This window comes from Serratia sp. ASV30 (assembly GCF_016428815.1).
Lineage (GTDB): Bacteria > Pseudomonadota > Gammaproteobacteria > Enterobacterales > Enterobacteriaceae > Chania > Chania fonticola_C.
Genome location: NZ_JAELTL010000014.1, coordinates 1 through 22,118, shown reverse-complemented (window position 1 = coordinate 22,118; position 22,118 = coordinate 1). Strand labels below are relative to the sequence as shown.

Below are 22,118 nucleotides of genomic sequence, written 5' to 3'. Positions count from 1 at the left end.
CGCATTCCTGAAATTAGCGAGTGACCGCTTTGGCGCTGGCAGTGACGATCAGCAGTAATGCCGCCACACAGGCCAGGGCAAACGTCAAGCTGGAGATCTGGGCGATTAACCCGATCACCGCCGGGCCGGCCAGAATACCGGCATAGCCCACCGTGGTGACCGAAGCGATGGCCAGGTTGGCAGGCATGACGCGTTGGTTTCCAGCTGCGCTAAATAGAATAGGGACCACATTGGATGCCCCGACGCCGACCAGCATAAAACCAATCAAAGAGGCTATGGCGTTGTCTATGGTAATAGCCAATGCCAGGCCGATGGCCGCACACAGGCTACCCAGCAACAGTACCTGATATCTGCCCATGGCATTTACCACGCGATCGCCATTCAGCCTGCCGATCGTCATGGCAATGGAGAACAAGGCGTAACCCAAGCCTGCCTGGCTATGATCCATCCCGCGCATGGTGGTCAGGTACAACGCGCTCCAGTCGAGCATTGAGCCTTCCGCCAGGAACATGATAAAACACAGTAGGCCAATGAACATCACCCAGCCACGTGGCAGAACGAACATCGGGCCTTCTTTATCTCCGCCGCTCTCACGCAGCAGGTTTTTACTGGCAATCAGCAGCAGAGCCAGAATGGCGACGACGGCGATCAGCGTGGCTTGCAGCGGGCCTAGCCCCAGCCATAGCAGGGCGCTGACTCCACCCGCACCGGCGATCCCACCAACGCTGAAGAAACCGTGAAAGCCGGACATCATGGCACGATTGCTGGCGCGTTCGACCACCACGGCCTGGATGTTCATGGCTACGTCAATCATACCTATCGCCGCACCGAACAGCAGCAACGCCAATGCCATCCCCAAGGTGGAGTCCATCAGCACCAGCAGCGGCAGATCGATGCATAGGGCGATGCCCGCCAGCAGGATCACGCGTCGACAGCCAAATTTGCCGGTCAATAGCCCAGTCAACGGCATTGCCATGAGCGAGCCAACCCCGATGCACAGCAGCAACAGGCCTAATGAGCCGTCATCTATCGCGATACGCGTTTTGGCAAAAGGTACCAGCGGCGCCCAGGTGGCCATCGCCAGTCCGGCGATAAAAAAGGCCAGGCGGGTAGCATTCTGCTCGGGCACACCGGGCTTACTTTGTTCGTTGCAAGTGACTGTCATGTCGGTATCGGGATCGGCTCTGGATAGTGGCTTAAATGAACCCCTGTTTTTATCACAATCTGTGATCGGGGTCGAAAGGATTCGCGTTAACCCTGTAACCCATCAGGGGGGGAGGTGCTGTGTTAGATCACTTGCTGATGAGGGTGAGATAGTTTCTCAAAGTAACAAATATATTATCGAGGGAATTGATGCAGGATTCATTGTTATTTTGTATGTGATTGTGGGCTATTTAAACGATGAGCACCTGAAAATTATTCACTGGTTAATTAGTGGTCGGTATTTTTATTATTTATTTAGCTATTAGTGCGGTGATTGACCATGTTTATGATATCTCATTGTGATTAAATTTGTGCATAAAATGCTTTATTGGAACGATTTGCGCGCTGGTTTTGGGTATAAAAAAACCGGCCAGAGGCCGGTCGTAACTACAAAAATTATCATACGGATAATGAAGGTAATAATGAAAATAATGATGATAGCGGGGTGATTATAGCGCCAGGCGTTGAAGCGATTTTTGGCACAACGTGCTTATTGTTTGATACTTTTGTACTGATATCTTTATTTTTATAAAGATTTGTATATTTCATTGTTTTATAAGGTTTAATTTATTTTTTTATCTTTCGGTGCTTAATTTTATTTGTCGGTAAGTTTTTGTTAAAGTTCGCCAGTATTTACATTTTGAAACCTTTAAATATTGGTATGAAACACTATCGGATACTTGGTATCATTTTCTTTCTGGATTAATATAGCCCTTGTTACCAGAATGGTGATTCACAGTCGCGCTAATAATGCTCAGAAGAGCAGTGGCCGTAGCTCGACATAATTAAGAGGATAATAACGATGAAACTTCGAGTACTCTCCCTGATCGTCCCAGCTCTGTTGATGGCAGGCACTGCAGGTGCAGCAGAAATCTACAACAAAGACGGCAATAAACTGGATTTGTTCGGTAAAATCGATGGTCTTCACTATTTTTCCGACAACGATAAAACCGATGGCGATCAGTCTTATATGCGTTTTGGCCTGCGTGGCGAAACTCAGATCAACGATCAGCTGACCGGCTATGGTGAGTGGGAATATCAGGTTCAGCTGAATAAAACCGAAGCTGAAAATGATGCCTTCACCCGTGTGGGCTTCGCTGGTCTGAAATTCGGCGATTACGGCTCATTGGATTACGGCCGTAACTACGGTGTGATGTATGACATCGGCGCATGGACCGACGTGTTGCCTGAGTTCGGTGGCGATACCTATGGTGCAGACAACTTCCTGTTCCAACGCACCAACGGTGTAGTGACGTATCGTAACAACAACTTCTTCGGTCTGGTTGATGGCCTGCACTTTGCTCTGCAGTATCAGGGTAAAAACGGCAACGGTGAAGAAAGCAACAATGGTCGTGATGTCCTGAACCAGAACGGTGACGGTTACGGTATGTCCGTTTCCTACGATCTGGGCTATGGCATCAGTGCTGCTGGTGCGTTCTTCAATGCTGACCGTACCAACGATCAGAACGGTGGCCCTAACGGCACCTCTTCTATTCTGGGTCGTGGTAGTAAGGCCGAAGGCTATAGCGGTGGTCTGAAATACGACGCCAACAACGTCTATCTGGCAGCGATGTATACTCAGTCTTACAATGCTACCCGTTTCGGCAACAGCAATAGCTCTCTGTACGGTTACGCGAACAAGGCACAGAACTTCGAAGTGGTTGCACAGTACCAGTTCGACTTCGGCCTGCGTCCTTCCGTGGCGTACCTGCAGTCTAAAGGCAAGGACATTGGTGGCGGTTACGGCGACCAGGATCTGCTGAAATATGTTGATGTGGGCGCGACCTACTACTTCAACAAAAACATGTCCACCTACGTTGACTACAAAATCAACTTGCTGGACGACAACACATTTACCGACAAAGCCGGTATCAATACCGACGACGTGGTTGCTGTAGGCCTGGTTTACCAGTTCTAAGCAATACTGTGAATGTGACAACGCGGCCTTCGGGCCGCGTTTTTTTTGCCCGTTCTCCAGCAGCACAGATTGATCTTCGCGCGGCACTGATTGCTATTCTGCTGAGCCCGTACCTGTCTACCCTGTTTATAAATTGATAAATCAGGAGGTTGTTATGGAACTTAAGATTGAACGCGTGATTGAGACGGTGCTGTATGTCAATGATATCGAACGAGCCGCTGCCTTCTACCAGCAGGTATTGCAACTGCCAGCTATGGTCGCAAATGATCGTTTCCGGGCCTATAACATCTCCGATCAAAGCGTGTTGCTGCTGTTTGTCGCCGGGGATTCGCTGGACGGTGCTCACTATCCGGGAGGCTATATTCCCCCTCATGACGGCAGTGGCCCACAACATCTTGGTTTGGCCGTGAGCGAGGCCCAGTTACCCTTGTGGGAGCAGCAGTTAGCCGAACACGGTGTTGAGATAGAGGGGCGTATGCGTTGGGAACAGGGGGCAGAGAGCATTTATTTCCGCGATCCGGATGGCCACCTGTTGGAACTGGTAACGCCGGGTATCTGGGCCAACTATTAACGGCGGCAAAGCATTATTGGCAGAAAAGCCTTTTAGCATCTACACTTAGATAACAATAAGCATGCTAAGGAGATAAGCGATGACAAAGAAACTGGTTTTGACCGTATGTTCTGCGGCGCTATTTACCGTACTTACTGGGTGTACCACTTACGACAGGGCCGCGAGCTATGTGAACGAGCCTGTGGTAAGCGATGTCAAAGTCGGGATGACGAAGCAGCAGGTGCGAGCCATTGCCGGGCCGCCATCCACCTCAGCCACCCTGATCCATGCGAAGGGTACCTGTGATACCTATGCCGTGGCACCACGGGATGGCAAAGTGCAGACCTATTTTGTCAGCTACAACGACACCGGCCACGTGATGAACAAGGGCTATCAGAGTTGTTCTGAGTACGATACCCAACCTAAATAACGGCCTGTTTAGTGTTCAAAAGAGCCTCGCTGATGCGGGGTTCTGGCTTTTTTTACCACAATCGGCCTGAAATTTAAGCGAACGCGCATTTTGACGTATTTTTTTACGTGAAAACGATAGACATTTCATAACGGTACCGTTAATATCTGCGCCCATTGGAAGGATGGCCGAGTGGTTTAAGGCAACGGTCTTGAAAACCGTCGAGTGTAACAGCTCCCAGAGTTCGAATCTCTGTCCTTCCGCCAAATACAGACCCCAAGCTCGTAAGAGCTTGGGGTTTTTCGTTTGTGGCAATGTTGAGTAAGCCATTGGATGTTGACTGTAGTTACCCTTGTTTGCCTTGTGTTGAGCAGGTATTTGAGGGGGCCGTTACGGGCTTTATGCCAATACGCTAATACACCATATGCCAGCTGGTTTACGCCTGTCGCAGAACTGTCCTTCCGCACTAATTATCCTGAATAAAAATCCGCTCATCACCGCCCCTGGTTTTTCTGCTAATCGTGATTTTTTAGTTAATACAAATCAATGAATTAAATAATTCACCATGAACTGAGTCACAAATTCCATCTAAAGGCTTTGTCTGTTCTTTCTCTGGGTCATACATTGCTAACTCGAGTTAGCAATGAGGGCGGGAGCAATGCGGCAGCTGTTTTATCGTAATTGATGTCGGTGCAGAGCGAGCGTCAGAGCGCGGATATTTAACGCTGAGGGGGGAGCGTCTGGTCTTTGCTGTTCGCCCAATCAGCCAGTTTCATCCTCACACAAAGGTGGTGGAACAGTCGTAAGAGGAAATCCGGCAGGCAAAATATCAACTGTATTTGCAGATGTATCAGCATCAACAGCTGGCTGCGGATGTCATGCAGGTATGGGCTTAACTAATCAATATTAAGGAATCGAAGATGCTGACAGTAAAACTTCCATCGGCACCCGCGCCGATTGAGCCCCAACACCAAGAGATCCTGATGGTGACAAACGCCGATCTGCGCGAGTCCGCCAACCTGGCATGTTGGCCGGTACAACAGCAGTTTGAAATAAAATTGCAGGCGGCGTTGGAGCGGCATGGTTACCGTATGCGGCGTGCCCACCCGGTAGATGCTCAGCGTGGCCACGGGTTTATTAGCAACCAGCGCCAGGGTAGTGACCTGTTTGCGCAGATCGATGCTGATGCGCCAGTGATCGTGCTGTTAACCGCCTGGCAGTATTCACACCATATCGCCCCTTCACTGATCCACCACCGTGGTCCGGTGTTATTGCTGGCAAATTTTGACGGTACCTGGCCTGGCCTGGTTGGCATGCTATGTATGGCAGGTAGCTTGACCAGCTTGGGCAAGCAATATTCTCGTTTGTGGTCGGTGAATTTTGACGACGATTTATTTGAACAGGGGTTGGCAACCTGGCTACGTAACGGGGCCGTCAGTCATCCTACCGGCTACTTGCGGCCCATTGAGCCAACGCACCCGGTGATGGCCAGCGTAGCAGGCCAGCAGGGGCGGCAGGTAGGGGAATATCTGCTGCGCAACAAGGCGATTATCGGGCTGTTCGATACTTTCTGTATGGGAATGATAAATGGCGTATTCCCGCAGCAAGCGATGGTGAATATCGGTATGCCTATCGAGTCACTTTCACAATCGGCATTGCTGATCGAGATGAACAAGGTGCCACAGGCGCTGCGCGAGGCCTGTTTGCAGTGGTATGAAGACCGTGGGATGGACTTTAAGTTGGGTAGCGACAGCCAGCAGGAGCTGACTCGTGAGCAGGTGCTGGAGCAATGCGCCATGATGATTGCCATGGCGCGCTTTGTTAAGCGTTTTGGCCTGGCTGCGGTGGGAGTGCAATATCAGCAGGGCTTGAAAGACAGCTGTGCGGCGTCAGATTTCGCTGAAGGGGCTATCGGTAATGCGGAGCGTTTCCCTATCCCAGACGAAAATGGCGAAATCATCTGGCCCGGCAAAGCCATTCCTTGCATCAACGAAGTCGATATGGGTACGGCGATCCCTCAGGCAATGCTGTGGCAGTTGCTGGATGCGTTGGGCATGCCAGCTGAAACTACGCTGCACGATATTCGCTGGGGGAGTGAGTATCAGGGCACGTTCTATTGGGATCTGGAGATTTCCGGGGCGGTGCCGTTCGCACATCTAAAAGGAGGCATCGCCGGTGCTACCGGCTATCGCCAGCCAGCGATGTTCTTCCCATATGGTGGCTCAACTATTACCGGCCAGGGCAAAGGCGGCCGCTTTATCTGGGCGCGTGCACATTATGAGGGCATTGAGGTGATTATGCACATCGGTACCGGCCACGCGGTGGAACTGCCCGAAGCCGAGTTTGAACGCCGTCGGCGGGCAACCAACTACGAGTGGCCATTATTGAATGCGGTGTTGGACGGCGTTGGGCGAGATGACCTGATGGCGGGTCACCAAAGTAATCACCTGACGGTGGCCTATGTAGAGGAAGCGGTATTGGCGGAGGTCTTCAAGGCTTTTGTGGCCCAGTCTCTGACTCAGGGGATCCGCGTGCAGGTAGCAGGCGATGCTCTCAAATTGCTGTAAGGAAACGATGATGCAAACGCGAACTGAAGCACAGAAGTACACCGGTATCTGGCCCGTGATGCTGACGCCGTTTAGCGAACGGCGGGAAATTGATTGGGGCTCACTGGAAAAACTAGTGGACTGGTATCTGGATGCGGGCGTCCACGGGCTGTTTGCTGCCTGCCAGTCGAGCGAAATGTTTTTCCTCAGCGACGGCGAAACCCGCCAGTTAGTCAGGTTTATTGTCGAGAAGGTTGACGGCCGTGTGCCCGTGGTGGCTTCTGGCCATACCGCCAGTGGCATCAGCCAGCAACAGGAACAGCTCAACGCCATGTGTGAGACGGGGATTGATGGCCAGATTCTGATAAGCAACCGCCTGGCCCTGGCCGGGGAGCCGGACAGTCAGGTATTGGCCTCATTGCAGCAACTTACCGCCGCGCTCCCCAAGGAGATAGATCTGGGTATTTACGAGTGCCCATACCCCTTTAAACGGTTGCTATCCGATGAGGTGGTGGCCTGGTGTGCCAGCAGCGGGCGTTACACTTTTATCAAAGACACCTGCTGTTCGTTGCCCGTGATTGAGCGAAGGCTGAGCTTAAGCCAGGGTAGCCGTCTGCATCTGGCCAATGCCAATAGTCAGACCTTACTGGCCTCACTGCAGGCCGGGTGTCAGGCCTATAGCGGGGTGATGGCCAACTTCCATCCTGCGCTATATGTCTGGCTGTTTGAACACTGGCGCGCCGAGCCAGAAAAAGCGGCTCAATTAGCCGACTACCTTTCTACCGCTGCGTTGGTCGAGAATCTCGATTATCCGGTGTGCGCCAAGTTTTATCAGCAACAGATAGGTAATTTCAGCGCCATCGCTTGCCGCTCTAAAAATAGCCAATCGTATCCGGAAAGTTTTTATCCCGAAGCGATTAACAGCATGCTGCGGCTCGGCGAAATGTTGCAAATTCATTTACAGCTTTGATGACGGGGAAAGCTATGTCTTTGACACTCAGGGTTCAGCAATTTTTATTGCCTCAAGACTGGTCGGGTTTTAACAACTGTCATGCCTCAACGCTACTTACCTTAACTAGTGGTGACGTGCTGGTGGCTTATTTTGCCGGGCAGAAAGAAGGTAGTAGCGATACGGCTATCTGGCTATCGCGGCAACACCAGGGAGTATGGCAGACACCGCAGAGAACCATTTTCAGCGAGGGATTGGCACACTGGAATCCTGTACTGCACAAACAACAGGGAGATATCTGGCTGTTTTATAAAGTCGGCCCCAATGTCCATGAATGGAAGACCCGCTGTGTGAAATCATCGGATGACGGCGTTACCTGGAGCGCACCCGCGGAATTGGTCAAGAGGGATGCTTTGCCACGCGGGCCGGTGAAAAACAAATTGTTGGTGACCAGCGACGGGTGTTGGTTGGCACCAGGGTCAACCGAAGACGATCGCCATTGGGATGCCTTTGTCGATCGTAGTGAAGATGGGGGCCAGCACTGGCAGATGGTTCAGGTGCCCATTAAGCATCAACAGCAGGCCAGCCATGATGACAGTCAGCTATGGCAAGGGTTACAGGCCGATGCCCTATGGGAAAACGATCTTGAAAGGGTTTTTCAGTGGGATGGGGTGATTCAACCTTCGCTGTGGGAATCGGCCGCAGGACATATTCATATGTTGATGCGTAGCACTCGCGGGCGCGTTTATCGCAGTGATTCTACGGATAACGGTAAAAGTTGGTGCGCGGCCTACGCTACCTGCCTGCCCAATAATAACAGCGGTATCGATCTGGTACGCGCGGCTCAGGGCGTCCTGGTACTTGCCTATAACCCGATCGAAGGCAATTGGGGTCGGCGTTTCCCGATTTCACTCAGTCTGTCGTTTGATAACGGTGAGCACTGGTCAACCCCGCTGGATGTAGAGAGCGGGGAAGGGGAGTTTTCTTACCCCGCAATCATTTTTGAGGGGGATACTTTGCACCTCACTTACACCTGGAACCGAAAAAATATCGTCTACTGCGCATTGCATCTGGCTTGAAGCAGCCCGGACGAACCATAACAGTACCCTACAACATTCGCCGGCTGTAAGCAGTGCGGTGACGCCAGAGTGCCTAAAACGTTCTGGCGCGACTCAATGAGGTAGTATGCCATGTCAGTTTCTCTGGATATGCCTGTAACACAAAAAGCCGTACTGGATAAATCCAGTATTCGCCGCGTAGTGGTGTCTAGCTGGATTGGTAACACCATCGAATACTATGATTTCCTGCTGTATGGCCTGGCGAGTGCGTTAGTTTTCAGTAAGGTTTTCTTCCCCAACGTCAGCCCTCTGACCGCGATGCTGGCCTCTTTCGCCACCTTCGGGGTGGGCTTTGTTGCCCGCCCGCTGGGCGGAGTATTCTTCGGTCACATGGGGGATACGCTCGGGCGTAAAATTACCCTGTTAATCACGCTGGGCGGTATGGGGGCTGCGACCTTCCTGATTGGTTGCCTGCCCTCATATAACAGTATCGGGATCTGGGCACCGATTTTGCTGGTGGTGCTGCGCTTCGTACAGGGTTTTCTGGTCGGTGGTGAATGGGGCGGTGCGATGTTGATGGTGGTCGAGAGTGCTCCCGCCAATCGCCGTGGGCTGCTCGGTTCAATCCCACAGACCGGGGGGTTCTCTGGTCAGTTACTGGCTACCGGGATATTTGCGCTAGTGACCCAGTTACCGGAAGAACAGCTGTTGTCCTGGGGATGGCGTATTCCATTTATGCTGAGCGTCGTTTTGGTGCTGGTGGGCATGTACATGCGCCGTCGCCTGGATGAAACGCCGGTGTTCCAGGAAGTGCAAAGACAGCAGAAATTGAATCCGAAAAAGGTTGTGCAAAAAGAAGAGAGCCCGGTGATCACGGTGGTCCGCGACCAGTGGCGCAGTATTCTGCTGATTATGGTGCTGCGCTTCGCCGAAAGCGTGCCGTTCTTCATGACCACGGTATTTGCAGTGTCCTACGCTACCACTCAGCTTGGGGTCGATAAACAGACCATGCTGAACGTGATTATGTCCACCTGCGTGCTGGCGTTCCCGATGCATATGCTGTTCGGCGCTTTGTCCGATAAGGTTGGCCGACGCCCGGTATACATTTTCGGTGCACTCTTTGCCGCAGCAATGGCCTTCCCCTTCTTCTGGTTACTGGAAAGCGGCTCTTTCGTACTGATGGTGCTGGGCTATATCCTGCTGATTAACATTGCCCATAACTCGATTAACGCCGTACAGCCTTCTTTCTTCACGGAGCTGTTTGGCCCAAAAGTCCGTTACAGCGGGGCATCGATTGGCGCACAGCTGGGGGCCATTGTTGCCGGAGGCTTCACGCCGTTTATTGCTAAAGGATTAACGGCAATCGATAACAATGACTGGACGCTGGTTGCCTGCTATGTGGTCATTGCGGCACTGGTAGCGGCCTATGCCGCCTGGCGGGCGCCAGAAACCTCCAGACGTGATCTGACGAAAGATACGCTGTAATCCGCAACCTGCCAGGGCGATTACGCCGCTCTGGCAGGTATCTTTCAACCACCAATTTGTGCCCCGCCGGTGTTTGCTCATACCACTAGATCCCGCGCTGACTCGAAGTAGCTAAGTCTGATAGACTAGAGTTCTTGATTGTTTTTCATGGATGCTGTTGCTCATGGCTAAAACAGTAGAGCAAATTGCCACTGCACTGAATATCTCCATCACAACCGTCCGTCTGGTGCTGAATAATAAAGCGCAACAATACCGTATCAGCAGCAAGACCCAGGCTCGCATCAATGCATACGTGGCCGAACATGGCTACACCGTTAACCATACGGCTCGCAGCCTCAAACTGAATAAAACCGAAACGCTTGGGTTAATCATTCCACGGTTATCTAACGTATTTTTCTCAACGCTGGCCGAAAAACTGGAAATCCGCTGCCGTGAGGCGGGCTATCAATTGATGATCTGCTGTACCTATAGCGATTTGAAACATGAGAACAGGCTGGTGGAAGCCTTGGTAGCACGCAACGTGGACGGCTTGTTTGTGGTGCCTTCCTCGCTGCAATCGCAGAAACACCATATGAAACGCTCAACCAAACCTTTGGTATTGCTGGACCGAGACTTTGGCATACCCGACGTATCGCTGGTGGTGAGTGATAATCAGCGCGGCAGCGCCGCGCTGACCGAAGCGATGTTTGACGCGGGCCAGATGCCACTGTTTTTCATGGCCGGTGACGTCGGCCAACCGACGATCAAAGAGCGTATGAGTGGCTATGAGGCGGTGCTGGCTACGCGAGGTATTGCAGATACGCGCCAATGGATAATGGAGGCGGCGCATAACCGCCGGGAAGATGGCGAAATGCTGATGCGTACTTTTCTGGAACATCATCACTCAGCGCCGCCTGCGTTTATTGCTTCCTCGCTGCCGGTGCTGGAAGGGGCATTAAGCGTGCTGCGCTCGCATTTTGGCTATATTCCTTCGGAAATTAATATTGGAACTTTCGACGAACACCCGATGCTAGGATTTTTATCCAATAACATCTGGTCGGTACGCCAAAATGAGGATGCCTGGGTCGAAAAGGCGTTTGGAGCCATGCAGCAGGCGTTAAAAGGAGAAGGGCAAAGTCAGCGGGCGATTATCCCCATGACGCTGCTACACCGACAGCGAGCCAACCAAAGCCGAGAGGTTTAACTTTTAGGCGTGCCATTATTTAACGGTGAACGCCGCGGCGTTAGGCAACATTAACCTCATTAATGCCCCCAGATTGACGAGAGTTCTGTTGTAGGCCGCCCAGTTGTTGTTTTTAAATTTTTTGCCACGGGACACCGCTACAGGATCAGGAATGTGGTGTTCTGATCCTGATTGCAGTCAGAAGTTCGATTTAATCAACAAAGCCAACTGGAAGAGGACGTTTACCTGTCGTTCACATCGCCATCAGGATCTCGGTAAAATCGTTAGTAATGGATGATGTCATGGGCTCGTCACGTTGAATAATATAAAAGCATGCGCTGATATTGATATCTTCAGCAGATATTTTCTTGAGGTTCAGCTGCGGGCTGTATTGTGTCACGATACGATCGCTTAATAGCGCGCGATAACCCTGTTGTTTCACTAGGCACCAGGTGGCGAGGAAAGAATCAGTTTCCACGACATGACCCTGCTGCGTGCACGGGAAAGAGGAGTCTTGCATTGCTAAACGGCCAGCAGTACAGGAATGTGGGACTACCCACTTGGTTTTGTCCAGCGGCAGGTCATCAGGGGATTGATTGTTCCCTTGATAAAGCGAAAACGTTTCACACTTAAAGTCCTGCGTTACCAGATCGACACAGTTAATCCCCTCGCTGAGGTTACAGACCACCAGATCCAATTCGTTATTTCTCAACTTGGCGACCAACCCTTCGGGGCAATCCTCAATCACGACAATACGGGTGTGTGGATAACGCTGATTAAAGATCTCAAGGGCGTCGGGGAGATAGCATAGCAATGGATAGGTGCTCATGCCAAGGCGCAAGAATTTCTCTCCGGTTTCTTGCAGTCCACGGAATTCATAAATGGTATTTCTTAACTCATTGGTGATAGCGTCAATGCGTTGAAAAAAAGCTTCACCTACCGCCGTGAGCCGAACACCACGGTTGCTGCGTTCCAATAGACGCGATCCAATATTTTCTTCAAGTTCTTTAATAATACGGCTGAGTGTCGGTTGTGAAATAGCCAGTTTTTTTGATGTTTCATGTAAACTACCGCAATAAACAATTTCTTTAAAGGTAGTCAGGTGAGATAATTTCGGCATACTTTTCATAATAAGTCTCTTCATTCATATTTTAATCAGCTGTGTAAAAGGGGCCTGCATGACGTTTTTTAACCAGAGCCACAAATTCGGCTATAATAGGCCTGCTTCATCATGCTATCGCCAAGTAAAGTATTGACGGTTTTATCAAGTACCGTAGTAGTGACAGAGGCGGGCATGAGAGTTGCGGTGATCTCCACGTCATCATCGCCAAAAGGCTCGATATCCAGGTGCGAGATAAAGCAGTTTTCGGCTTGCATCACCTGCTTGAATTTGGCTAACGCTTCGCGCTGCTCGTGTTCAAATGCAATAACGCAGATCTGGTAGGTAGATTCACCGTTAACATCGCTGAAGGGTTGCTTGTTGACCATATTGACGATCGGGCGCAGCAGTGTGTTGGCAGCCAGCACGTATAAGGTAGCGGCCAGTGCATCTCCATATAATGCACAACCCGCACAGGTACCAACGGCTGCCGACCCCCAAAGCGTAGCCGCTGTGTTCAGGCCACGGATATTCATTCCTTCTTTCATGATTGCCCCGGCCCCAAGAAAACCGACGCCAGAAACCACATAAGAAATCACTCTTACCGCACCCCCACTGCCATCAATGGTCATAGCCAGATGTACAAAAATAGCTGCGCTGGTGGCAACAAGCGTATTGGTGCGTAACCCGGCGGTGCGTTGCCGGAACTGTCTTTCATAGCCAATAATTGCGCCAAGTAACGATGCCGTTGACAACGTTAATAATGTTTGAAAAAAATGCATGATAAAACTCAACATGGTATCTGCTTATCATGAAACACCGAATAAAAGGTAACTCTTGATAAACAGGTAGTTAAAATGGCAGACTTTTCATCTGCCAGTCAGCGATTAAAATTCGATATTATGCCTTGGCAGACGCGGATCAGCGGCGTTTACACAGGGCTTGGCTTTAATAGGCCGAAGTGGCAATTTGCTGGCTTAGCTCCGCGCTGATTTCTTCGATCAGGCTTTGCATTGAGCGTTTGTTCCGCTCTTCACGCCGCAGGGTGATTTCATAATTGCCAGTAACGGTAGCGGGTTCTGAACCAAGCAAAATAATCCGATCTGACATCATTACGGCTTCTGTTACGCTGTGGGTTACTAAAATCATGGAGCGAGTTTTTATTTGCCGCGTCGACCAAATCTGCATTAGGTCACTGCGCAGATTTTCTCCGGTATAAATATCCAGGGAAGAGAAAGGCTCATCCAGTAGCAGCAATTCAGGTTCGACGACGAGCGCACGGGCAAACCCTACCCGTTGGCGCATACCACCGGAAAGTTCTCGTGGGAAAGCATTGCGATACTTTTCCAGACCAATAAGGTTCAGCATTTTTATCACCTGTTTATCGATGGTGTCTTGGGAATAATGCTGTGCCTGCAATCCAAAGGCGATGTTTTGATAGACGGTTAACCAAGGGAAAATAGCAAAGTTCTGGAAAACCATATTGATTTGTGGGTTAGGGCCTGAGACTTTGTCCTCACCCAGCATGACATCACCAAAATCAGGAGATATCAAACCTGAGATGATCCGCAGTAGGGTAGATTTGCCCGATCCGGACTTTCCTAATACGCTGATCACTTCATTGTCATAGACTTTGAGGTCGATATCACTAAGGACCAAATGTGATTTTTTGGCCGTAGGTTGGAAGCTCTTGCTAACGTTGCTGACAGTAAGTAATACTTTTTTCTTGGCCATCATATTTCCTTGGTTATATTTAAAAATTGGCGAAAAGGATATGCCGCTGAGTTTTACACAGGAACATCCAGACGTGAAAATTTACACGGGAGAATGCCAGCGGCCTTATTGGTCTGATTAATAAGTTGAATTCTGGCTATTGAGTGGTGCTGTCAGCTAGGGATCGCCTAGTATAAGGCGCTGAAGGAAGTAAGAATAAAGTGCAGTTGTGACGTGAGTATGTCACATCCGGATACTATTCAGGACGCAGTAAAATGACTATTGCGCCTAAGCCTCCAGCAGGCTCAACAAACCAATGAATAACGAACCGTCGGTGTCCATAATTTTATCCTGTATCAAATCGGAGTCTCATAGTACCCACAAGGCTCTGGAAGCTCAATAACTGAGTGGTGTTTTAAAACTGCAAAATGTAATTTAATATTAATGGGTGTCGCAAGGGTTGTTTAAACTAAACATAGCGTCAACGAGGTTGTAGTTTAAATACGTGGCTGGCTATAAATCCCGAAGAAATGGAAGTGAAACTAAACCGTTAAATGATTGCAATGCAGTCAATGTGGTGATTATTATCTTTGGCTTCGCTATGATAAATACTATAATTTCAGAGGGAAATGCCGATTGGCAATGCGGAGTGCAGAAAAAACGGCTAGCATGATTGTATTCACTGTTTTTAACTTTCATTCATCTGTCCGCTTGCTGCCTTTTATCCGTTCAAAAACGATAAAAAAGCCCAATGAGGCCAAACCTCATTGGGCATGTGTTTCAGTGCTTAACTTCTCAGAACTGGTACATAATCCCCGTCTCGACGACATCATCAGCACTTAAACCGGCCGCATTGTGTTTATCCAGCAGGTTCAGTTTGTACTCAACATAGGTCGACATATTGGCATTGAAGCTATAACCCAGCGCCATATCTATATACTTGACCAGATCGGTATCACCGATGCCAGGCAGGTCACGCCCACGTGATTGCAAATAGGCAAGAGAAGGGGTGATGCCAGAATCAAAGTGATACTGCGCCACGGCCTCGACGGCATCGGCCTTTGGTGCAAAGCCGGTGTAGTTGCCACCATCCACGTAGGTCATGTTCTGAGTGCGGGTATAGTTTGCTGCCAGATAGAGGTTATCCCGATCGTACTTCAGGCCCAGAGTCCAGGCTCTGGCACGATCGCCATTGGCCAGACCAAAACTACGCTGTGCCTGTGTACGATCCGAATTGGCGTAGGCACCGCCAGCGCTCAGTCCCCAACCCATGTCGTAGGTTGCGGAGAAGGAATATCCGTCGCCGTTTTGTGTCTGTAGGTCTTGCGTGCGATGAGCGTCGTCCCCCCGATTCTTTCCCTGATATTGCATGCCGATATTCAGGCCATCAATAATCCCCCCCAAACCCTGATTATGATAGGTCAACATACCGTTGCCCCGACTGGTCATAAAGTTATCGGCAGCTTCATAACTGTCATTACCAAACTCGGGTAATACATCGGTCCAGCTGCCAACATCATAGAGTAAACCGTAGTTGCGCCCATAGCTGATGCTGCCAAACGGGCCGAATTTCACCCCGGCAAAACCCAACCGCGTATAGTTACCACTTTGCTCGCCGTTTTCCGCTTCGTTCAGCCCAATCTGATATTCCCATTGGCCGTATCCTATGATGTCATCATTAATTTGTGTTTCACCTTTAAAGCCAAAGCGAGTGTAGGACTGATCCCCGCTGCTGCCAGCATTATCACTGAAATAATGAACGCCATTAATCTGCCCATATAAATCCAATTTATTGCCGTCTTTATTTACGATTTCTGCGGCCAACGTGGTGCTGGCTACTGGCAATAGTAGCCCCAATACAGCCAAGTGCATTTTATTTTTCATTTCAATAACCTGATGTTAATAAATACGTTGAAAGTTATGACGCTTTTTGTGATATCGCAATTTTCTTATACAAACGATCGCTGGTTTCATCAATAATGGATGCCATATTCTGCCTGCCCCGTGATCCTCGTGGTCTGTCGATAACGATCTCATCGGTGATCTGTCGGCTATTGGCATCCATAATGACGACTCGATCGGACATCATGACCGCTTCTTCTATGTCATGGCTCACCATGACGATGGCGCTGGTATTATTTTTTTTGCTCGTCCAGATATTCATTAAATCCATCCGCAGTTTCTGCGCGGTGAAGATATCAAGAGAAGAAAAGGGTTCATCCAACAGTAAAACTTTGGGCTCCACGGCTAATGCTCGGGCAAAACCTACGCGCTGGCGCATACCACCGGAAAGTTCACGGGGCCAGGCTTTCTCATACCCATTCAAGCCAACCAGCGTGAGTAATGCTTTCAGCTTTTTGTCGATCAAGGGCGCTGGCAAGTCTTGCGCGAGCAGGCCAAAGGCGATGTTGTCATACACTGTGAGCCACGGATAAAGAGCATAAGACTGGAATACCATGCTGATATCGGCATCGGGTCCTTCGATAGGTTTTCCAGCCAGCGATACCGTGCCGGTATCAGGGAAAATAAGGCCGGCAAATATGCGCATCAACGTTGATTTACCAGAACCTGACTGCCCAAGGATCGTAACGAATTCACCCTTGTGAATATTCAGATTCACGTCGCGCAGAACTTCCTTAGGGAGCTTGTTTTCTCCAATGAAGGCTTTGTTTACCTGCTTGGCGCTGAGCACCACTTCTTGAATAGTCATTTAATTTTCCCACGTTAATCATATTTGAATTTGGTTTCTGCTACGCGATACAGCGGCTGCCAGATAAAGATTACGCATAACGCCACCAGCGAGCACATGGCAGCACAGCCCAGCGCGGATTCCGGGTTTTTACCAGCATCGGTCACGACTGAAATAAAAGCGCCTAGCCCGGTAGTACTGATCGTGGTAGCTCCCCACTGAATGACCTCTGCTGCAATGGCGCTATTCCAGGCACCGCCTGCTGCAGAAATAATGCCGGTAACGATGTAGGGGAAAATCGCGGGCAGCATATAGTAACGCCACCATTTGAAACTCCGTAAACCGAAGGTTTCGCTGACTTCGGTGATATGTGATGGGATTGCCGTGACGCCAGCAATGACGTTAAACAACACGTACCACTGCGTGCCGAGCATGATCATTGGAATCGCCCACCAGCCAAGGTCCTGATGATAAACAGCGATAAAAGCGGCGATCAGAGGATAGAAAATATTCGGCGGGATAGCAGCCAGGATTTGAATGATCGGTTGGAAGAATTTCACCAGGCGTGGATTCATACCTATCCAGACGCCGAGTGGGGTGAAAATCACGATACTGAGCACCATTGCAGCCACTACACGCGCAGTCGTCAGCAGCATCCATTCAGGCATCATGGCGAAGTATTGCTTTGGGAAATACTCCCACAGTTGATAACCGAACCAGGCACAGGCCATGACCACCGCGAGATACCAAGTACTGCGCCACAGCCAGTTGGCTTTGGCGGTGATACGAAACAGCTTGTGCAAGCCAAGGCCGTACCAGATCTGCGGCAGTTTAAACAGCCATAAATCAGCCAGCATACGCAGGGCTGCTGACAACATTGATCCTATATGGGAATCGCTCAGACAGTTATAAAACCATGAGCTGCCCTCTGTTTTATTGGCGGTAACATCTTCGTATTTGAAACGGGAGGTATAGCGAACCAACGGGCGGAAAACCAATTGGTCGAGCACGATAATATTGGCTGCCAATGTGATCACGGCAAACAGAATAGCGTGCAGGTTTTGCTGCGCCAGCGCTTCGGCAATATAGGAGCCTACACCAGGCAACTCCACTGATTTATCGCTGACCGGGATAGCCTCCGACGCCACCAGAGCGAACCATGCAGCCGATTGTGACACCATGGCATTCCACAATAACCCGGGTACGGAATAGATAAACTCTAACCGCCAGAAGCGTTGCCATGGATTGTAGTTGAAACTGCGTGCGGCTTCATCCAGTTCACTTGGAACGATACGCAGCGTCTGGTACAGCGTTAACATCATATTCCATGCCTGGCCGGTAAATACCGCAAAGATAGCGGTACACTCCAGCCCCATTACGCTGTGTGGGTACAGGTCAAGAAAATATACCGTGGTGAAGGTTAAAAAACCCACCAAAGGTACTGACTCCATAAAGTTGACGAAAGGTAATATCACCCTGCGTAATGGCACATAGCGAGCTGCTAAGACGGCAAAGACAATGGAAAATAACAATGACCAAATCATGCCGATCGCAAACCGCATTGTCGTTCTTAGTGAGTAATAGAAAAGATTCCAGGTGTCCAGACTAATGGTGCCCACGCTGTGTTCATCGAACGAGCCGTGCATGTCCCCCCAGGCACGGATAAGAAAGACGATGACCAATGATGCTATTACAAAAACAATGAGGTCATTTAGATAGTACTTTCTAGAAATAGATGTACTTCTGCTTTTTTGCATAATGCCAATCCCATAAATTTCTCAAAAAACCGGCGGGAACGTCAGCTTAATTAAGCCGAGCGCCTCCGTTTTAAACAAGCATATAGCTTGAGATAAATTAATTTGCTGATTGTTACGCTGATGGTGAACGATGAATACTACAGGAACAGGCATGACAAGCCGGTATTATCAGATGCCAAGGCACATCGGTAGTGCCAGGCCGTTGCTGATAACCCGTTGATTGATTGTCTACATTCTGTTTATTTCAGAATGTAGCACGAACTACATTACTGAAATTTAGCCAGTAGTACTAAGCTAAAACTAAAACTTCCATCGTCCATAAGGCCCCCGTGATGAGAATAAAGCGGTGAGATAGTAATGCTTGAACATAATAAATAGCAAGTAGATGTGATGGTTTTCATTACTACATATGTAACAGGATGAAAATATCATTTTTAAACGATATATCCATAAATTAAAATGAGGGGGTGATATTGTTAGATAGACAGGACATCAGAAAACTGAAGCCTATATAGTTAATTTGAATGTTTTTTTTAAAATTGAGTAAATATAATTAATTTTCTTTGAGTTACGATTCTTCTTGACGGAAGGGGCACCGCAACATTATGAATTACCCCCGAGCTTCCAGGAAGCTCGGGGGGGCGGGGGCAGGGCTACTTATCAGCCCAAATTGATTTCAGCGGCCAGATGGTCATCGTAGCAATCGTCGCTGAGTTGCCTTGGCTGTAAACCTCAATGCCTGTGCTGGAAGGATCGGGAAATATCAGATCGGTCAGAACTACTTCACCTTTACCGGAAAAAACGGTGACTGAGGATGTATCAACAATAATGCGTAATTTCAGTATGCCGTCATCTGAAAGTGGCAGTGGGGCGCGGTGTTTGGCAGCAAAGCCTGAAAAGAATGTGCTTTCACCCGATTTTGTCCGATCCAGATAGAGTTCGCCTGCCACTGCATCATAACCGATGAGGGTTTCTTCACCCTGTGCACCTTTACGGACTTTGAAACCGACTTCTGTAGCATGCTCCGGTTTCAATTGCGCCTCTATTTCATACACTTGTCCTTGCACATCAGCATCTGCCAACAGAGTGTCTCCTGCCGAGAGCACCGTCTCTTCTTTTAACTGGTAGAGCGGTTTACCACGCAGGCTTGTCATGCTTTCAACCGGGGCCTGGGTGAGTTTGACGTGGTCCCCCACCGTTTGCAGCTTCAACTCTCTGACCAAGGTCTGTCCACCGCGCCAAGGAGTGGTGGGTATACTACCGGCATAATCCCAATTGCTTATCCAACCGGCCCAATAACGTTTACCATCAGGAGCGCCGTTCCAGGAAACGGCAGCATAGAAATCGGAGCCAAAATCTGCCCAGTTGGCGGTTTGTTTTGGTTGGTCAGATAAGAGGATTTGGTCAACCAGTATATGACCCCAGCCACCGGTATTATTATCAATAACCTGGATTTGAGCATTCTCCCCTTTGAGTGATGCGACGTTCCACGACCGCCAGCCAAGGGCTTCAGAATTTGAGCCAGTCTCGCTATAGATGATGTTGTCATTAACCAGCAGATTTACCGTGGTTTCGGATGAAATCGGTTTAGCCGGTAGATCTGAGGCAATAAAGTGGTCGGCCAGAATATGGCCCCAGCCGCCGCTGTTGTCATCAATAATGGCGATCCTGGCCTGCTGCCCTTGATATTCGGCGACATCCCAATTGACCCAGTTCAGGGCTTCGCTGCCATTTCCGGTTGCGCTCCGCATGACCTCTCCATTTACCAACAGCACCACCGCAGTAGCCCCACTTTTGCCATAGGGATTATTGCCGCCGCCGATCAGGAAGTTGATATAGGGTTTTTCAAGGGTAAACGCGGGAGAGGTCAATGTTCCTATTGCCGAATCTCCATCTTCTTTATTGATTAATTTGCCAAAAAAGCTGTTTACCAGGTGTGAACCCAGGAAGCCGGTGACTTGCTGCTGATCGCCAATGGTGCCAGTGGCAACCTGCTGATTGACAAAATCACCTTCAGCTGTCCATCCGAGTTGACTATAGGTCACCTTTTCATCACCTTCAAAATCTGCACCTGAGAACAATAGATCTCCCGCTGGCAATTCGGTTTTCAGGGTACTGTCAGCAACGTGGGGATGGTTGCCTCCGCCAACCATAAGGTTGATATAGTTATCGGTAATTTTAAACGTCGGGGACGTTACGGTGCCGATTGCCGCGTCACCATTGACGAAGGTATTCAGCAACTTCTCACCCTGATAAAGGCTTACTCCATTCTGACCTGGATTATTACCTTGCGATACATAGCTATCAACCAGATCTCCCGTTGCGGTCCATCCCAGTGAGTTATAGTCACCTTCGAAGTTCTCAACAACGGCGCCTTCTGGAGGTGTGCTGTCAAAGACACTGTTGTCATCAGCCTCAAAGGTGGTACCGTTAAAATTACCGACAAAATACTGCGAGCCCGAACCGCCAACCGGCCCACCAGGGTTAAGATTGATGACCATCACCCACTTCCTGTTTGCGGGATCACCATCGACGGGGAGTTCGAATAAATCAGGGCACTCCCACACGCCAGCAGTGGCATTTATTGGCCCGAATTCACTCATAAACTCCCATTCGCGTAGATTTTTAGAAGAATACAGGACTGCTTTATGCTGGGTGGCGAGTACTGCGACCATTACCCATTTTTTTTCCGGTTCGAACCAGAACATTTTAGGATCGCGGAACTCTCGGAATTGATCTTCATAGCCGGTTGGTGGCAAAGGCAATACTGGATTATTGGCATACAACTGCCAAGTGCGGCCTTTATCCAGGCTATAAGCGAGAGATTGTGCCTGAGTGCCTGCCTCAACGGTTTTACCGTTTGCCAATGTCATACTTGCCGGATAATAGCTGGTATACATGGCTATCATGGCGGGTTTGCCTGGCTCACCCAAGCCGCTGGTGTTATCGATATCGACGACAGCACTACCAGAGAAAAACATCTGAGTTGCCTTTCCCTCAGCATCTTTCTCAACGGCTAAAGCCACGGGTAGCTCTTCCCAATGTACCAGATCGGTGCTGATCGCATGGCCCCAGGACATGTCGCCCCAGCCATTACCGTTAGGGTTGTATTGATAAAAAAGATGATATTCCCCATCGTAATAAACTAATCCGTTAGGATCGTTTTGCCAGTTTTTAGCTGCGGTATATTGTAATTGAGGTCGATACTTTTCCAGGTAAGAGGATTGAACATGCTTATCATCGTTTGGGAGATTACTGTTAGTTGAGTTATCGCAACCGTAAAGCAGTGTGGCACTGACTGCGATGATTAACCCAGGGGAAAGTTTTTTTTTCATAGGATGACCGTAAGACATAACGTTCCTTGTAGTAATTTTGTTAAAAATGGACGAGGGGGAACAATATATCCACCCGCTCATTGTATTTAACTTATATTATATAAATATTATATCTAACGCGTTTTTTTGCTTTAAAATTGAAACGATTCAGCTTTCTTATAAATAAGACCTGTCTCTTATACACATCTAAAAGGGGGGGGGGGGGGGGGGGGGGGGGGGGGGGGGGGGGGGGGGGGGGGGGGGGG

Annotated in this window: 16 protein-coding genes and 1 tRNA gene; 9 read left to right on the top strand and 8 right to left on the bottom strand. The window is 49.5% G+C overall.

Annotated features, from left to right (window positions below):
• Positions 1–13 precede the first annotated feature (13 nt).
• A complete protein-coding gene (locus JHD74_RS08640) occupies positions 14–1,165 on the bottom strand; it encodes an MFS transporter (protein WP_024529619.1) in 1,152 nt (383 codons plus the stop codon).
• 840 nt (positions 1,166–2,005) lie between these two features.
• Here JHD74_RS08640 and ompC point away from each other — a divergent pair.
• The 9 genes from ompC to JHD74_RS08595 all read left to right on the top strand — a co-directional run bounded on the left by ompC (position 2,006) and on the right by JHD74_RS08595 (position 11,301).
• Complete coding sequence (gene ompC / locus JHD74_RS08635; RefSeq protein ID WP_024529620.1) at positions 2,006–3,121, top strand: porin OmpC; 1,116 nt, start codon at positions 2,006–2,008, stop codon at positions 3,119–3,121.
• A 154-nt stretch (positions 3,122–3,275) separates the two neighbouring features.
• Positions 3,276–3,692, top strand: coding sequence for a VOC family protein (locus tag JHD74_RS08630; RefSeq protein WP_024530041.1), 417 nt, complete (start codon positions 3,276–3,278; stop codon positions 3,690–3,692).
• A gap of 79 nt (positions 3,693–3,771) precedes the next feature.
• Positions 3,772–4,101 carry an osmotically-inducible lipoprotein OsmE gene (osmE, locus tag JHD74_RS08625; protein WP_199062413.1) on the top strand — a complete coding sequence of 110 codons (330 nt, stop codon included), beginning with the start codon at positions 3,772–3,774 and terminating at the stop codon, positions 4,099–4,101.
• 157 nt (positions 4,102–4,258) lie between these two features.
• Positions 4,259–4,346 (top strand) — tRNA-Ser (locus JHD74_RS08620).
• Positions 4,347–5,000: 654 nt separating this feature from the next.
• Positions 5,001–6,647, top strand: coding sequence for a signal transduction protein (locus tag JHD74_RS08615; protein ID WP_024530043.1), 1,647 nt, complete (start codon positions 5,001–5,003; stop codon positions 6,645–6,647).
• A 10-nt stretch (positions 6,648–6,657) separates the two neighbouring features.
• Positions 6,658–7,596 carry a dihydrodipicolinate synthase family protein gene (locus JHD74_RS08610; protein WP_199062412.1) on the top strand — a complete coding sequence of 313 codons (939 nt, stop codon included), beginning with the start codon at positions 6,658–6,660 and terminating at the stop codon, positions 7,594–7,596.
• 14 nt (positions 7,597–7,610) lie between these two features.
• On the top strand, positions 7,611–8,654 hold the full coding sequence (locus JHD74_RS08605; protein ID WP_199062411.1) for an exo-alpha-sialidase: 1,044 nt from the start codon (positions 7,611–7,613) through the stop codon (positions 8,652–8,654).
• Between the two features lie 111 nt (positions 8,655–8,765).
• Positions 8,766–10,118 carry an MFS transporter gene (locus tag JHD74_RS08600; protein ID WP_024530046.1) on the top strand — a complete coding sequence of 451 codons (1,353 nt, stop codon included), beginning with the start codon at positions 8,766–8,768 and terminating at the stop codon, positions 10,116–10,118.
• A 163-nt stretch (positions 10,119–10,281) separates the two neighbouring features.
• Complete coding sequence (locus tag JHD74_RS08595; RefSeq protein WP_024530047.1) at positions 10,282–11,301, top strand: LacI family DNA-binding transcriptional regulator; 1,020 nt, start codon at positions 10,282–10,284, stop codon at positions 11,299–11,301.
• 232 nt (positions 11,302–11,533) lie between these two features.
• Here the strand turns inward: JHD74_RS08595 and JHD74_RS08590 are convergent, their stop codons facing one another.
• The 7 genes from JHD74_RS08590 to JHD74_RS08560 form a co-directional block, all read right to left on the bottom strand.
• Complete coding sequence (locus JHD74_RS08590; RefSeq protein ID WP_199062410.1) at positions 11,534–12,409, bottom strand: LysR family transcriptional regulator; 876 nt, start codon at positions 12,407–12,409, stop codon at positions 11,534–11,536.
• A 59-nt stretch (positions 12,410–12,468) separates the two neighbouring features.
• Complete coding sequence (locus JHD74_RS08585) at positions 12,469–13,161, bottom strand: MgtC/SapB family protein (RefSeq protein ID WP_143182182.1); 693 nt, start codon at positions 13,159–13,161, stop codon at positions 12,469–12,471.
• Positions 13,162–13,327: 166 nt separating this feature from the next.
• Complete coding sequence (locus JHD74_RS08580) at positions 13,328–14,113, bottom strand: ABC transporter ATP-binding protein (protein WP_233169485.1); 786 nt, start codon at positions 14,111–14,113, stop codon at positions 13,328–13,330.
• 774 nt (positions 14,114–14,887) lie between these two features.
• Complete coding sequence (locus JHD74_RS08575; RefSeq protein ID WP_199062443.1) at positions 14,888–15,964, bottom strand: porin; 1,077 nt, start codon at positions 15,962–15,964, stop codon at positions 14,888–14,890.
• A gap of 46 nt (positions 15,965–16,010) precedes the next feature.
• On the bottom strand, positions 16,011–16,802 hold the full coding sequence (locus JHD74_RS08570) for an ABC transporter ATP-binding protein (protein ID WP_074028114.1): 792 nt from the start codon (positions 16,800–16,802) through the stop codon (positions 16,011–16,013).
• 14 nt (positions 16,803–16,816) lie between these two features.
• Positions 16,817–18,427: an ABC transporter permease subunit gene (locus JHD74_RS08565; RefSeq protein WP_233169484.1), complete on the bottom strand. Its 1,611-nt coding sequence runs from the start codon at positions 18,425–18,427 to the stop codon at positions 16,817–16,819.
• 764 nt (positions 18,428–19,191) lie between these two features.
• A complete protein-coding gene (locus JHD74_RS08560) occupies positions 19,192–21,891 on the bottom strand; it encodes a glycoside hydrolase family 32 protein (protein WP_233169483.1) in 2,700 nt (899 codons plus the stop codon).
• Between the last annotated feature and the right edge of the window lie 227 nt (positions 21,892–22,118).